Source organism: Pseudomonas sp. PDM24 (genome assembly GCF_019218905.1).
In the GTDB taxonomy this organism is placed as follows: domain Bacteria; phylum Pseudomonadota; class Gammaproteobacteria; order Pseudomonadales; family Pseudomonadaceae; genus Aquipseudomonas.
This window is the reverse complement of sequence record NZ_JAHUWR010000005.1, coordinates 365925-379252: the sequence shown is the minus strand read 5'-3', so window position 1 is coordinate 379252 and position 13328 is coordinate 365925. Positions and strand designations below refer to the sequence as shown.

The following is a 13328-nucleotide window of genomic DNA, read 5'->3' as shown; positions in this document are numbered from 1 at the left end:
TTACTGGCGGAACTGCGCGAAATCAACGTTGGTACCGGCCGGGCGCATGTCCTGCAGGTAGGAGTCCTTGTCGGCGCTCAGTTCCAGGCTCAGGGCTGCCTTGCGCTTGCCTTGGTTGCGCACCACCAGGCCTTCGAGTTTCTCGCGCAGGAACACCGTCGGCACTTTAAGGTGCAGCAGTTCGTCGGTATCCGGGGTGTGCATCAGCAAGTGAATCCATTCGTACTGACCAACGGCCAGGCGCGCGACCGGAATATCGAACCAGAAGATATTGCGGTTGCGGTTCAATTCGGTGAAATGGCAATTGTTGACGCCAAGCACAGCACCGCCGAGTTCCTGGTTTCTGCGGGCAATGGCCTGCTTTTTATCGAGTTTCATAACGTTCCTACGGGATTGGATCTTCAGCGCCATGGCCTGAATACGTTGCGCATTCTCGGGGCAAAGGCTGCAAACATAAAGCCCAACCTGCGAAATGTCCGGTTAATAAATAAATGAAACTCCGGGCAAAGGCCCCCGGTCAATCCTTGTGTAACTACTTTCCCCATTGAAATGTTCGCAGGAGAAATACCATGGGCAGCACTGGCGATAAAGTTAAAGGCATGGCAAACGAAGCGGCCGGCAACGTCAAGCAAGGCGTCGGCAAGGCCACCGGCAACGAAAAACTGCGCTCCGAAGGCGTGGCGCAGGAGAGGAAAGGCGAAACCCAGCAAGCGATCGGCAAAGCCAAGGATGCTCTCAAAAAAGGCATCGATAAGGCGTAATCCGGCATTTGACGAGTAACAGAAACGGCCATCCGAAGATGGCCGTTTTTGTGTTGGATAGGCGAGATATACCCTGTGATTGTTTCAAAGTCGCCAAGTAGGCTACTTTGTTGTAGAAAACGGCCCCTGAGTCGCCATGACTTCAACCTTTTTGCGGCGAAAGGAGACGCTAATGTTTTTTCCGACCATGAAAGGTTTGCCCCTGCATCGGGTGATGATGCGTACGGTCACCGAATTCGTCGACGACGAGATGTCGACCTATGCCTCGGCGCTGGCCTATCAAATGCTGTTCTCGCTGTTCCCTTTTATCCTGTTTCTGATCGCCCTGATCGGTTTTCTGCATTTGCCGGACTTCTTTTCCTGGCTGCGCCTGCAATCAGAGCTGGTTCTGCCACCCCAGGCGCTGGAGCAGGTGAACCCGGTGATCGACCAGCTCCAGCAATCCAAGGGCGGCTTGCTCTCGGTGGGTATCGTGATCGCCCTGTGGACCGCGTCCGCCGGTGTGCGGCTGATGATGAGCGCGATGAACGCCGCGTATGACGTGGTTGAAGGCCGTCCGGTCTGGAAACGTTTTCCACTGTCGATTTTCTACACCATCGGCATCGCCGGCATGTTGCTGATTGCTGCCGCCCTGATGGTGCTCGGGCCGCAGGTGATGGGTTGGATTGCCTCGCAAGTGGGCCTCGAAGATTTTATCGTGACCCTGTGGACCATCGTTCGCTGGCCGGTGATCGTGGTTCTGTTGATGATGGCGGTGGCGCTGATTTACTACGTCATGCCTGACGTCAAACAAGAGTTTCGCTTTATCACCCCGGGTGCGGTGTTGTCCGTGGTGGTCTGGATCATCGCTTCGCTGGGCTTTGGTCTCTATGTCAAAACCTTCGCCAATTACAACGCCATGTATGGCAGTATCGGCGCGATCATCGTGTTGCTGCTGTACTTCTATATTTCCGCTGCCGTGCTGTTGCTCGGCGCGGAAATGAACGCGGTGATCGAGCACATGTCATCCGAAAGCAAGAAACACGGCGAAAACGTGCCCGACGAACCCAAACACCACGTTTCGGGACTGGGACGGGACCACTCAATCAAGCCGACCACTGACGAAGCCCTGAAATGATCCGTGAAATTCTGAAAATGGGCGATGAACGCCTGCTGCGCATTGCCCCACCGGTGCCGACAGAAATGTTCGACAGCCCTGAGTTGTGGCAATTGATCGACGACATGTTCCAGACCATGGAAAGTGTCGGCGGAGTCGGCCTGGCCGCGCCCCAGATCGGTGTCGACCTGCAACTGGTGATCTTTGGTTTCGAACACAGCGAACGCTACCCGGACGCCGAAGCGGTGCCGCAGACGATTCTGATCAATCCGCTGATCACGCCATTGAGCCCGACCCTCGAAGAAGGTTTCGAAGGCTGCCTGTCGGTGCCGGGCCTGCGGGGTGCGGTGGATCGTTATCAGCAGATTCGTTATGAAGGCTTCGATCCCAAGGGCGAGCCGATCGTGCGCATTGCCTCGGGATTTCATGCGCGGGTGGTGCAGCATGAATGCGATCACCTGATCGGCCGGTTATACCCGTCGCGCATCAGTGATTTCAGCAAATTCGGCTTTACCGAGGTGATGTTCCCGGATCTGGACCCAGCGGCGGACGACTGAGATCGTCCTTCGAATCCAACACAAAATCAATGTGGGAGCGGGCTTGCTCGCGAAGGGGCCGGCACATCCGACATCTCTGTCGACTGACACACCGCTTTCGCGAGCAAGCCCGCTCCCACATTTAATCTTTACAAGTCTCTAGTGCTTCGGTTCCAGCCCCATCGCAATCATCGGTTTGCTCCGCGCATAACGGCTCAACCGTTCAGCCATGGCATAGGGCATGGGTGGGTCGAAGGTAAAGCCGCGGCGCTCATAAAAGCCACGCAAATCCGGATGGCAGAACAACCAGACGGGTTCTTCGAGGTGCTTGATGGCGTGGGCGATCAACGTCGCGGCGATCCCTTGCTCGCGACAGCGCGGGTCGACGAACAACCCGGTCAGCCAATGCCCGCCGGCCACTGGCCGCAAACATAACGCCGCAATGATCTCATCGCGTTTCGCGACCCACAGGCGAGCGTCGCGGACTGCTTTCATCGACGATTGGTGGGCGCGGTAAAACTTGTTCATCAACGGCCATAACGGCTCGTCGAGCAAGGTGTACTGGGTGTTGGGCATGGGCCTGGACTGTCAGTGCGCAAAGCGGGTGATTATAAAAGAACGCGGGCGCCGCGATAGGTGTATACCTGATCTCACGTCCCGTATGAGTGGAGTATGTATCATGGCCAAAGGCATGGATTCAAAGAAAGCGGCAAAGAAGAAACCGGCTAAAACCGCCGATGAAAAACGTGCGGACAAGAAGGCCAAGAAGGTGGGCGTGTTCGGCCACTGATCCCGCGTCAACGGAGCCCGAGTCCTCGGGCTCCTTGTTTTTCAGGCCTATCGAAATAACCAGATAATCTGCAAGAAATCCCTGCGCCGTTGCACAGAGGGGGACTGGTTCCCGTTCTGAGCAAAGCCATGCCCCATTACTTCGATGCTGCCCACCGTGAAGAAATCGAAACCCTGCGCCAACGCCTGACCGCTCGCACCGAGTGGCCGACCTGGCTGCTGTTGATCGGCGTATACGTCGGCTGGTTCAGCATTGTCCTGGGCAGCGCCCGATTGGGGCTTTGGTGGAGCACCTTGTTGCTGATTCCACTGATGGTGTTGTGGTTGTCGGTGCAGCATGAATTGCTGCACGGCCATCCCACCTGTTGGCAAACGCTGAACAAAGTCCTCGGTTATGCGCCGTTCGCGGTCTGGTATCCCTACACCCTGTACCGCGACAGTCATTTGCTGCATCACCGCGATGAAGACCTGACCGTCCCCGGTCGCGATCCGGAAAGCCGTTACCTGAGCGCAGAACAATGGCAGCGCCGTTCACCATTCGAACAAGGCCTGCTCTGGCTGAACAAAACCGTGCTCGGGCGCTTTGTCCTCGGTGCGCCACTGGCCTTGCTCGCGCTGGCCCGGGAAGAGTTGCAACGGCTAAAAGCGGGTGAGCGCCAAGCCTGGTTGATGTGGCTTACCCACGGTGCGCTGACGCTGCTGATGCTGACGTTCATCGCCCGCTATAGCGTGCTGCCGGTCTGGCATTACCTGTTGCTGATCAGCGTGCCGGCGCTGTCGATTGCGATGATCCGCTCTTACTATGAACACCGTCCCCACGTGCAACCCGAGCAACGCACCGTCATCAATGAAGCGGCATGGCCGTGGCGCTGGCTGTTCCTGAACCTCAACCTGCACCTGGTGCATCACGATTTGCCCAGCCTGCCCTGGTACGACCTGCCGCGGGCCTATCGCACGCGTCGCGAGCAATGGCTGACGCGTAGTGGCGGGTTTCTGGTGCAGGGTTATGTTCAGTTGATACGCGAGCATGGGGTGAGGGCGATCGACAGCGCGCGGCATCCGTTTCACTGATTGCGAATGAGTTCCCCCTGTGGGAGCGGGCTTGCTCGCGAAGGCGGTGTGTCATGCAACATCAATATTGACTGACATGACCCCTTCGCGAGCAAGCCCGCTCCCACAGGGGATTTTTGTTGCATGGGAAGATTCAATGACACAACACCTCGCTGAACTACTGATGTACGTCGCCCCCGAGCCGATCCGCCGAGCGAATGAGCGTTGGCTGGCGCAGATCGTCGAACAACTCGGCAGCACTCGCCTCGATGCCGAAGGGCTGTCGCTGATGGACCTCTGGCTGTCCCCGCACCTGCTGTTGACCCAGACTTGCGGCTATCCCTTGATGACGGCTTTACGCGGTCGTGTCCGGGTTATCGGTCGTCCTCGTTACGAACTTCCAGACAGCAATGGCGGTAACCATTGCAGCCTGTTATTGACTCGCGCCGACGATCCTCGATGGACTTTGTCGGCCTTGCGGGGCAGTCGCGGTGTGATCAACGGCGAAGACTCTAACAGTGGCATGAACCTGTTGCGTCACCGATTGGCGCCACTGCACCGCGACGGGCAGTTTTTTGCCAGTGTGGCCATTAGCGGCAGCCACCGCGAAAGCCTGCGTTGGCTGCGTGATGACCTGGCAGACCTGGCCGCCATCGACAGCGTGACCTTCGCCTATCTGGCGCAGCATGCCCAGGCAGAAGTCGAAGGCCTACGCGTGTTGGCGCGCACGGCGTTTAGTCCGACGTTGCCCTACATCGCGGCCGCTGGCACCACCGATGAGCAGGCTGAACAGCTTCGATGGGTGATGAATCAGACGTTGAAGGAACTGCCCGAAGTCGCGGAAATCCTCGGCCTGCAGGAAGTGCTGCCGACCACCGAAAGCGACTATCAAGTCATTCTCGATTATCAGCAGGAGGCCGAAGCGCTGGGGTACGGGCGGTTGCGATGAGGCTTGAGGCTTGTGCCGACAGTTCCGTCAATCGCGGGCAAGCCACGCTCCCACTGGATTTCGGTGGACTTGTGGGAGCGTGGCTTGCCCGCGATAGCGATGTATCAGGCGCCGCTTATTTAAATTCATTTATGGAATATAAAAATTCATTTTAAATATTATTAATGAATAAGGCTCCTTGCTAGGATCGCGCCACCGGATCACCGGACATTCAGCGACCCCTAACTCATGGAGCCTCTATGTCCGGCGCCGACCTTTCTCATCGCAACGACGTGGGCGGATTGTTCCGCGCCCACTATGCCTGGCTGTGCACACGGCTACGCCATTACCTGGGGGCCAGTCCCAGCGTCGAAGACATCGCCGCCGAGACCTTCGTGCAGTTGCTCGAATCGCCAGGTCTGACGCCAATTCGCGAACCTCGCGCCTTACTCACCACCATTGCCCATCGGTTGATTTATCAGCTGTGGCGTCGTCGCGATCTGGAACGCCAGCACCTCGATCAGCTATCGCCGATTTACCCGTTCGGCGGACCATCGCCTGAAGATCTGGCGCAGTTTTCCCAGACCCTGACGCGCCTTGAACGGACCCTCGACCGCCTGCCGGGCAAGGTCAGGGCAACGTTTCTGTTGTCGCGAATCGACGGCCTGACCTACCCCCAAATCGCCGCCGAACTGGGCATTTCCCTGCGCTCGGTCAGCGTCTACATGACCCGCTCCCAGGCATTGTGCACCCAGCACAGCGCCAACGAACCCTTGAACCGACCACCCCTGACCCAGAGGTCCGCATGAGATCGATCAAAACCCTGCTCGGCAGTTCGCTGCTGGCCCTGAGCCTTGTGGCTGGACACGTTCCGGCTGCAGAAAAAACCACGCCCATCCACTTCGGTGACATCACCTGGGAAAGTGGCAGCCTGATCACCGAGATCCTGCGGTTGATCGTCGAGAAAGGTTATGGCTACCCGACTGACACCTTGCCGGGCAGTACTGTCAGCCTCGAAGCAGCCTTGGCGAGGAACGATATTCAAGTGATCGGCGAAGAGTGGGCCGGGCGCAGTCCGGCCTGGGTCAAGGCGGCATCGGAGGGCAAAGTGTTTGGTTTGGGCGACACGGTCAAAGGCGCCACCGAAGGTTGGTGGGTGCCGGAATACGTGATCAAGGGCGACCCGGAACGCGGCATTAAACCTTTGGCGCCGGAGCTGAAATCCGTCGCCGACCTGGCGCGCTACAAGGACGTGTTCCGCGACCCCGAAGACCCAAGCCGCGGACGCTTCCTCAACAGCCCGACCGGCTGGACGTCGGAGATCGTCAACAGCCAGAAACTCAAGGCCTATGACCTGACTGCGAGCTACGTCAACTTCCGCACCGGTTCCGGCGCGGCGCTGGATGCCGAGGTCGCTTCATCGATCCGCCGTGGCAAACCGGTACTGTTTTACTACTGGTCGCCGACGCCACTGCTGGGTCGATTCAAACTGGTGAAACTCGAAGAGCCGCCGTTCGATGCGCAAGCCTGGAAGACCCTGGCCGATGCCAACAACCCGAACCCCAAGGGCACACGTTCGATGCCGGCCAGCCTGGCAATCGGTGTGTCGGCACCGTTCAAGGCGCAGTACCCGGACCTGGTGGCGTTCTTCGAAAAGGTCGATTTGCCGATCAATCTGCTGAACCAGACCCTCGGGCAGATGAGCGAAAAACGCCAGCCACCGCGTCAGGTCGCCGAAGCGTTTTTGCGCGATCAGCCGCAGGTGTGGAAGGCCTGGGTGCCGGGGGAGGTGGCTACGAAGGTGAGTGAGAGTTTGTAGTTTTTGTCTTATGTTTCTGTAGTGTTTGAACTGCCGCCTTCGCGAGCAAGCCCGCTCCCACAGTAAATTTGTTGTGAACACACTATTGGTGAACACCGACAATCAAAATGTGGGAGCGGGCTTGCTCGCGAAGACGGCGGCACAATCAACATTGATGTCGTCTAATACACCGCTTTCGTTGGAACACCGCTGGGAGCAAGTCCGTTCCCCCAGCGCAAGAACCACGTTGTCCGGATTCTGAAAAAGCACAGTCAAGGAAACCCGATGGGAATGTCGAACTCCTGAAACGCATCATCCACCGGCCTATAACCCAACACCCGGGTAGTTTCACTGAGGTCCAGGCGTTTGAAACGGTTATTGGAAATACCGTGGGCGATCAGGTGTTGCACACCTTTGACCTCTACCGAGAGTTGCAGTAACTGCACCGCATCACGAGGGCTCAGCCAGGCGCTCAGGTCGCGAGCGTTGGTCAATTCGTGACGGTCCGCAAACTCGAAAGCGCCGATGCGTATGGCGATGCTCGAGAGGTTGTGTTTGGCAGCGTAGAACGCACACAAGGCTTCGCCATAACACTTGCTGACGCCATACAGATTGGCCGGCATCACCTGCATGCCCGGTGTGATCTGCCGGTCCACCGGATAACCCTCTATGGTCTGCGCGCTGCTGGCGAACACCAACCGTTTACAACCCGCCGCCACGGCGGCTTCGAACAGGTAAGTGGTGGCCAGAATATTGTTGGGCAGTAACTCATCGAAAGAGGCGGTGGCGTGAGGGATGCCAGCCAGATGCACGATGACGTCGATTCCCTTCAGCACTTCGCTTATGGCGGTGAGGTCGGACAGGTCCTGGCGTACAAAGCGATGCGGTGCATCGACATTGAAGTCGGGCTCGATGCGATCCGTCAGCACGAAGGTGTAGCGGTCCTGCGAAGCTTCGAAAAAGGTTCTGCCGATTCTGCCGCAGGCGCCGGTCAGCAGTACGTTGAGTCCGTTCATGGGGTTCTCTTTTTATGGAAGGGCAGAGGGGGCGGATTTGGCGTTATGGCACGCCATTGCAGGCGTGTTCCATAAACCCCGGCCGCAACGCCAGTCGTTGGCAATAGGCGTCGACGGCGGGATAGTCCGGGCGTTCCATCGGGGTCATCCGCCAGCGGTTGACCGACAATCCGATGAGGATATCGGCCAGTGTGAATTGCGGTCCGGCGACATATGCTCCGGTCGCCGCGAGTTGCTGTTCGAGGATGCCCATTTTCGCGTTCCAGCCGCGAACGCCATCGGCAATCCGCTGCGAGTCCTGGAAGTTCGGCAATTGCCTGACCAGCGCAAAAAAAGCGTAGCCCCAAGACGGGTTGAGTTCGGTGGCTTGCCAGTCCATCCACTGCTCCACGCGAGCGCGGGCCGCTGGTTCGATGGGCAACAGGTCAGTGTTTTGGTGTTTGCCGGCCAGGTACCGGCAAATGGTATTGGATTCCCACAGCACGCCGGCTTCGTCGATGAGGACCGGCACTTGTGCATTGGGGTTGAGCTGGAGAAACTCCGGGCTCTGGGTCGATGCGAAACCGCTGCCCCAGTCTTCGCGTTCGTATGAAACGCCCAGTTCGTCGCAGGTCCACAGGACTTTTCTGACGTTGATTGACGAGGCCCGACCCAAAATCTTCAGCGTATGTCCCATTGAGCTTCTCCGTTTGCTGTTCCAGGTCTCGGGAATCTAGCACGCGGAGCGTGGGAATGGTCGCGCTTCAGGTGCTCTCGCGCACCTTCAATTCAAACCCCATATCCTGCACCGGTCTGGTCACTGAATTGCCGGCCAGCAAGGTCAGCATCAGCTCTGCGGAGCGACGGCCAATGGCTTCTCGTGGGGTGCTGATGCTGCTCAGGCGCGGAACCATGTGCTCAGATGCCGGCAGGTCGTTGAAGCCGAGGATCGCCACGCGTTCGGGGATCTTGATTCCATTGCGCAGCGCTTCGAGCAACGCGCCCTGAGCCAAGTCGTCGTTACCGAAGAAGATCGCATCGACGTCTGGATGGGCAGCGAGCAGTTGCAGGAACAATTCGCCGCCCAGACCCACCGACGAGGCTCGTGGTGTCAGCACTTCCAGGGCGGGATCATACAAACCGGCCTTTTGCAGCGCGCGACGGAAACCTTCGCCACGCAGTAGCGTGCGTTGATCGAGTTGCGCGCCGATGTAGGCCAGGCGTTTGCGACCGCGTGACAGCAAATGCCCGGCAGCGGTTTCGCCGGCAGCGACTTGCGAAAAGCCGACGCAATTGAGCCCGGCCGCGCTGTCCAGTTCCATCATGTAGACGCAGGGAATGTTGCTGGCCTCGATCATCCGCCGCGAACTTTCGGTGCGGTCGAAACCGGTCAGCAACAAGCCGCGAGGCTGATAAGCCATGTAATTGCGCAGCAGGTTTTCTTCTTCATCACGCGAGTAATGGAAGTTGCCGATCAGCACTTCGAAGCCCTTTGGTCGCAAAACCTGATGAATGGCTTCCAGCGTGTCGATGAACAGCAGGTTGGACAATGACGGCACCAAAACCACCACGGAATGGCTCTGGGCCGAGGCCAGGGCGCGGGCGGCGGGGTTGACCACGTAGTTCAGGTCGAGGGCGGCCTTCTGGACTTTTTCCACCAGTTCGGTGGCCACCGTGCTGACGCCGCGCAGGGCGCGGGAGGCGGTAATCGGGCTGACACCGGCCAGGCGCGCGACTTCGTTGAGGGTAGGGCGGCCAGTGGTGCGAGTATTTTTATCGTTTTTAGGGGTATTCATCGGACGGCTTGCCAAACAAAATTCAAGGCACTAAGGTAGCGCTGTCTCGATGCAGCTGCAAATGCGTGAACGAGGTTTGCCTGATCCTCGCTTTTTGGCCTCGAGAACGAACATGCTGCAACCCACAAAAATGACAAGAAGGCGTCGGCAACTTCTGCTTTTGCACTTGAGTCTTACGTCGCAAAGGTAGCGCTGTCTGCGCGCTGAGGTGTTACATGAATCATCCCATCACCGCCCTGGTCATCATGGGCGTTGCCGGTTGCGGCAAGACCTGCGTCAGCCAGTCCCTGTGCCAGCTTAGCGGCGCGACCGCCATTGAAGGCGACACTTTCCACCCTGCCGCCAATATCGAAAAGATGAGCGCGGGTATCCCTCTTAACGATGAAGACCGTGCCGGCTGGCTCGACAGCCTGTGCGATGAACTGCGCCGCGTCGATGCCAAAGGCGAGCGCCCGGTGCTGACCTGTTCGGCCCTCAAACACAGTTACCGTGAACGCTTGCGCAGTGCCTTGCCGGGCCTGGGCTTCGTTTTTCTTGAGCTGACCCCCGAAGTCGCCGCCGATCGTGTGTCTCATCGGCCGGGCCACTTCATGCCGTCGACCTTGATCGACAGCCAGTTCGCCACACTTGAATCGCCCGTTGGTGAGCCCCTGACCCTGGCTCTGGATGCGTCCAGCCACAGCGTCGATGAATTGGCGAAGCAGGCTCATGCATGGTGGCTCGATCATGGCTTGAAACTCGCCAGTTGAGTTTTGCTCCAAGAGATAGCGCTGTCCTGACGGCATTTGAATAATTGCTTTCATAACAACAACAAACAACGGAGACACCCCCCATGTTTGGCATGTCCCACGAGTCATTCCTGCTGCTAGACGCAGTGGTCACAGTGATCGGGCTTATCGTCCTGATCACCAAATTCAAGTTGCACCCATTCCTCGCACTGATCATCGCCGCCGCCTTCCTCGGGCTGACGTCCGGCATGCCGATCGGCACCATCATCAAGGCGTTCCAGGATGGCTTCGGTGGGGTACTCGGTTTCGTCGGCATCATCCTGGCGTTGGGCACCATGCTCGGCAAAATGATGGCCGAATCAGGCGGTGCGGATCAGATTGCGCAGACGTTGATCCGCGCCTTCGGCAAGGACAAGGTGCAGTGGGCGATGATGTTCGCCGCGTTCCTGGTCGGCATTCCGCTGTTCTTCGAAATCGGCTTCGTGCTGCTGATTCCGCTGGTGTTCATCGTGGCCCGTCGCACTGGCGTGTCGATCATCAAGATCGGTATCCCGCTGCTGGCTGGTCTGTCCGCGGTACACGGCCTGGTGCCGCCGCACCCGGGTCCGCTGCTGGCCATCGGTGTGTTCGGTGCCGACATCGGTAAAACCATTCTGTACGGCCTGATCGTTGCGCTGCCAACGGCCATCATCGCTGGCCCGATCTACGGCACGTTCATTGCCAAGCACATTCCCGGTCATCCGAACCAGGAGCTGGTGGATCAACTGGCGCGCGAAACGGATTCGGCTGAATTGCCGAGCTTCGGCATCACTCTGGTGACCGTGCTGCTGCCGGTGTTCCTGATGCTGCTCAAGACATTTGCCGACGTGGTGCTGCCCGATGGCAACATCTTCCGCGCTTTCATGGACCTGATCGGTCACCCGATTTCGGCGTTGCTGCTGGCATTGCTGCTGTCGCTGTATACCTTCGGCTACAAGCAGGGCATCGGTTCCAGTCAAATGATGAAATGGCTGGATGCCAGCCTTGCGCCGACCGCCGCGATCATTCTGATCATCGGTGCCGGTGGTGGCTTCAAGCAGATGCTGGTGACCAGCGGTGTGGGTGATGTGATCGGCCACATGGCGGTGAACGCACAGATCTCGCCGATCCTGCTGGCCTGGCTGGTGGCGGCGGTGATTCGCATCGCCACCGGTTCAGCGACCGTGGCGACCATTACTGGCGCGGGCATCGTGGTGCCGGTGGTGGGGATGATTCCGGGCGTGAACCGTGAGCTGCTGGTACTGGCTACCGGTGCCGGTTCGTTGATCCTGTCCCACGTCAACGACGCCGGTTTCTGGCTGGTGAAGCAGTACTTCAACATGACCGTGGCGGAAACCTTCAAGACCTGGACCGCGATGGAAACCATCCTGTCCGTGGTGGGCCTGGGCTTCATCCTGCTGTTGTCGTTGTTCGTTTAAAAGCTTCGCGGGCAAGCCTCGCTCCTACAGGAATGGTATGAACCTGTAGGAGCGAGGCTTGCCCGCGAAGGCGATTTAACTGGAGCTGGTTTTCTGAACCAACCCATCCGCCCGAAACATCCCGCGAATCCCGCGCACGGCCTGACGAATCCGGTCCTGGTTTTCGATCAGCGCGAAGCGCACATGATCATCCCCATACTCGCCAAATCCCACACCCGGCGAGACACAGACCTTGGCTTCGGCCAGCAGTTTCTTGGCGAATTCCAGCGAACCCATGTGTGCGTAAGCCTCGGGAATCTTGGCCCAGACATACATCGACGCTTTCGGGTTTTCGACCATCCAGCCCAGTTCATGCAAGCCTTTGACCAGCACGTTGCGACGCTGCCGATACTGATCGGCAATGTCTTTGACGCATTGCTGATCGCCTTCCAGCGCCGCGATGGCCGCGACCTGCAGCGGGGTGAACGTGCCGTAATCGTGGTAGCTCTTGATCCGCGCCAGGGCGTTGACCAATTCCGGGTTGCCGACCATGAAGCCGATACGCCAGCCGGCCATGTTGTAGCTCTTGGACAGGGTGAAAAATTCCACCGCGATGTCCTTGGCGCCGGGCACTTGCATGATCGACGGGGCTTTCCAGCCGTCGTAGACGATGTCGGCGTAGGCCAGGTCGTGCACCACCAAAACGTCGTACTGCTTGGCGAGGGCGATCACCCGCTCGAAGAAATCCAGCTCCACGCACTGGGCGGTGGGGTTGGACGGGAAGCCGAGGATCATCATCTTCGGTTTCGGGATCGAGCCGCGAATCGCCCGTTCCAGCTCGGCGAAGAAATCCACGCCAGGAATCAGCGGCACCGAACGCACCTGGGCACCGGCAATCACGGCACCGTAGATGTGAATCGGGTAGCTCGGGTTCGGCACCAGCACGGTGTCGCCCTGATCGAGGGTGGCCAGCATCAAATGCGCCAGACCCTCCTTGGAACCGATGGTGACGATGGCTTCGGTTTCCGGGTCGATGTCGACTTCGTAGCGATCCTTGTACCAATTGGAGATCGCCCGGCGCAGGCGCGGAATCCCTTTGGATGTGGAATAGCCGTGGGTGTCTTCACGCTGGGCAACAGTGACGAGTTTTTCGACAATGTGCGGCGGCGTGGCGCCGTCGGGGTTGCCCATGCTCAAGTCGATGATGTCTTCGCCACGACGACGGGCGGCCATCTTCAGCTCGGCAGTGATGTTGAAAACGTAAGGGGGGAGTCGATCTATGCGCGCAAAGCGGCGCGGCGAACCTTGTTCGGCCATTGTTGCCTCGGATAACGTAAGCGCCCGGAACCGTCCGAGCGACGCTGGCCACTGCGGTGGCCTGTGGCGGAATGTAAGGGCAGCTGTGGCAGACTGTC

Annotated in this window: 15 protein-coding genes; 9 read left to right on the top strand and 6 right to left on the bottom strand. The window is 58.6% G+C overall.

Annotated features, from left to right (window positions below):
* Complete coding sequence (locus tag KW837_RS18800) at window positions 1-378, bottom strand: hypothetical protein (protein WP_192343899.1); 378 nt, start codon at window positions 376-378, stop codon at window positions 1-3.
* 191 nt (window positions 379-569) lie between these two features.
* On the opposite strand from KW837_RS18800, the gene KW837_RS18795 reads away from it, so the two are divergent.
* The 3 genes from KW837_RS18795 to def all read left to right on the top strand — a co-directional run bounded on the left by KW837_RS18795 (window position 570) and on the right by def (window position 2414).
* A complete protein-coding gene (locus tag KW837_RS18795; protein WP_192343900.1) occupies window positions 570-761 on the top strand; it encodes a CsbD family protein in 192 nt (63 codons plus the stop codon).
* Between the two features lie 172 nt (window positions 762-933).
* On the top strand, window positions 934-1878 hold the full coding sequence (locus KW837_RS18790) for a YihY/virulence factor BrkB family protein (protein ID WP_218397878.1): 945 nt from the start codon (window positions 934-936) through the stop codon (window positions 1876-1878).
* The gene (def, locus tag KW837_RS18785; RefSeq protein ID WP_008069131.1) at window positions 1875-2414 is read left to right on the top strand and encodes a peptide deformylase; all 540 of its coding nucleotides are present in this window, start codon (window positions 1875-1877) and stop codon (window positions 2412-2414) included. Before KW837_RS18790 ends, def begins: the two co-directional genes overlap by 4 nt.
* Window positions 2415-2552: 138 nt before the next feature.
* Here def and KW837_RS18780 read toward each other — a convergent pair whose 3' ends face one another.
* Window positions 2553-2969: a GNAT family N-acetyltransferase gene (locus KW837_RS18780; RefSeq protein WP_218397876.1), complete on the bottom strand. Its 417-nt coding sequence runs from the start codon at window positions 2967-2969 to the stop codon at window positions 2553-2555.
* A gap of 342 nt (window positions 2970-3311) precedes the next feature.
* Here KW837_RS18780 and KW837_RS18775 point away from each other — a divergent pair, with 342 nt between their 5' ends.
* The 4 genes from KW837_RS18775 to KW837_RS18760 all read left to right on the top strand — a co-directional run bounded on the left by KW837_RS18775 (window position 3312) and on the right by KW837_RS18760 (window position 6979).
* Window positions 3312-4253, top strand: coding sequence for a fatty acid desaturase (locus KW837_RS18775; RefSeq protein ID WP_218397873.1), 942 nt, complete (start codon window positions 3312-3314; stop codon window positions 4251-4253).
* 136 nt (window positions 4254-4389) lie between these two features.
* The gene (locus KW837_RS18770) at window positions 4390-5181 is read left to right on the top strand and encodes a phosphate/phosphite/phosphonate ABC transporter substrate-binding protein (protein ID WP_218397871.1); all 792 of its coding nucleotides are present in this window, start codon (window positions 4390-4392) and stop codon (window positions 5179-5181) included.
* A gap of 239 nt (window positions 5182-5420) precedes the next feature.
* Window positions 5421-5969 (top strand): sigma-70 family RNA polymerase sigma factor, encoded by a 549-nt coding sequence (locus KW837_RS18765; RefSeq protein ID WP_218397869.1) that lies wholly within the window; start codon window positions 5421-5423, stop codon window positions 5967-5969.
* On the top strand, window positions 5966-6979 hold the full coding sequence (locus tag KW837_RS18760) for an ABC transporter substrate-binding protein (RefSeq protein WP_218397867.1): 1014 nt from the start codon (window positions 5966-5968) through the stop codon (window positions 6977-6979). The genes KW837_RS18765 and KW837_RS18760 overlap by 4 nt, the downstream gene beginning before the upstream one ends.
* Window positions 6980-7230: 251 nt before the next feature.
* On the opposite strand, the gene KW837_RS18755 is transcribed toward KW837_RS18760, so the two are convergent.
* The 3 genes from KW837_RS18755 to KW837_RS18745 form a co-directional block, all read right to left on the bottom strand.
* Window positions 7231-7974, bottom strand: coding sequence for an NAD(P)-dependent oxidoreductase (locus KW837_RS18755; protein WP_218397866.1), 744 nt, complete (start codon window positions 7972-7974; stop codon window positions 7231-7233).
* A gap of 43 nt (window positions 7975-8017) precedes the next feature.
* On the bottom strand, window positions 8018-8650 hold the full coding sequence (locus KW837_RS18750; protein WP_192343907.1) for a glutathione S-transferase family protein: 633 nt from the start codon (window positions 8648-8650) through the stop codon (window positions 8018-8020).
* Between the two features lie 67 nt (window positions 8651-8717).
* A complete protein-coding gene (locus KW837_RS18745) occupies window positions 8718-9749 on the bottom strand; it encodes a LacI family DNA-binding transcriptional regulator (protein ID WP_218397864.1) in 1032 nt (343 codons plus the stop codon).
* 215 nt (window positions 9750-9964) lie between these two features.
* On the opposite strand from KW837_RS18745, the gene KW837_RS18740 reads away from it, so the two are divergent.
* On the top strand, window positions 9965-10498 hold the full coding sequence (locus tag KW837_RS18740; RefSeq protein ID WP_007902444.1) for a gluconokinase: 534 nt from the start codon (window positions 9965-9967) through the stop codon (window positions 10496-10498).
* 83 nt (window positions 10499-10581) lie between these two features.
* Window positions 10582-11934: a GntP family permease gene (locus KW837_RS18735; protein WP_218397862.1), complete on the top strand. Its 1353-nt coding sequence runs from the start codon at window positions 10582-10584 to the stop codon at window positions 11932-11934.
* 75 nt (window positions 11935-12009) lie between these two features.
* On the opposite strand, the gene alaC is transcribed toward KW837_RS18735, so the two are convergent.
* The gene (gene alaC, locus KW837_RS18730; RefSeq protein ID WP_218397859.1) at window positions 12010-13230 is read right to left on the bottom strand and encodes an alanine transaminase; all 1221 of its coding nucleotides are present in this window, start codon (window positions 13228-13230) and stop codon (window positions 12010-12012) included.
* Window positions 13231-13328: the final 98 nt, after the last annotated feature.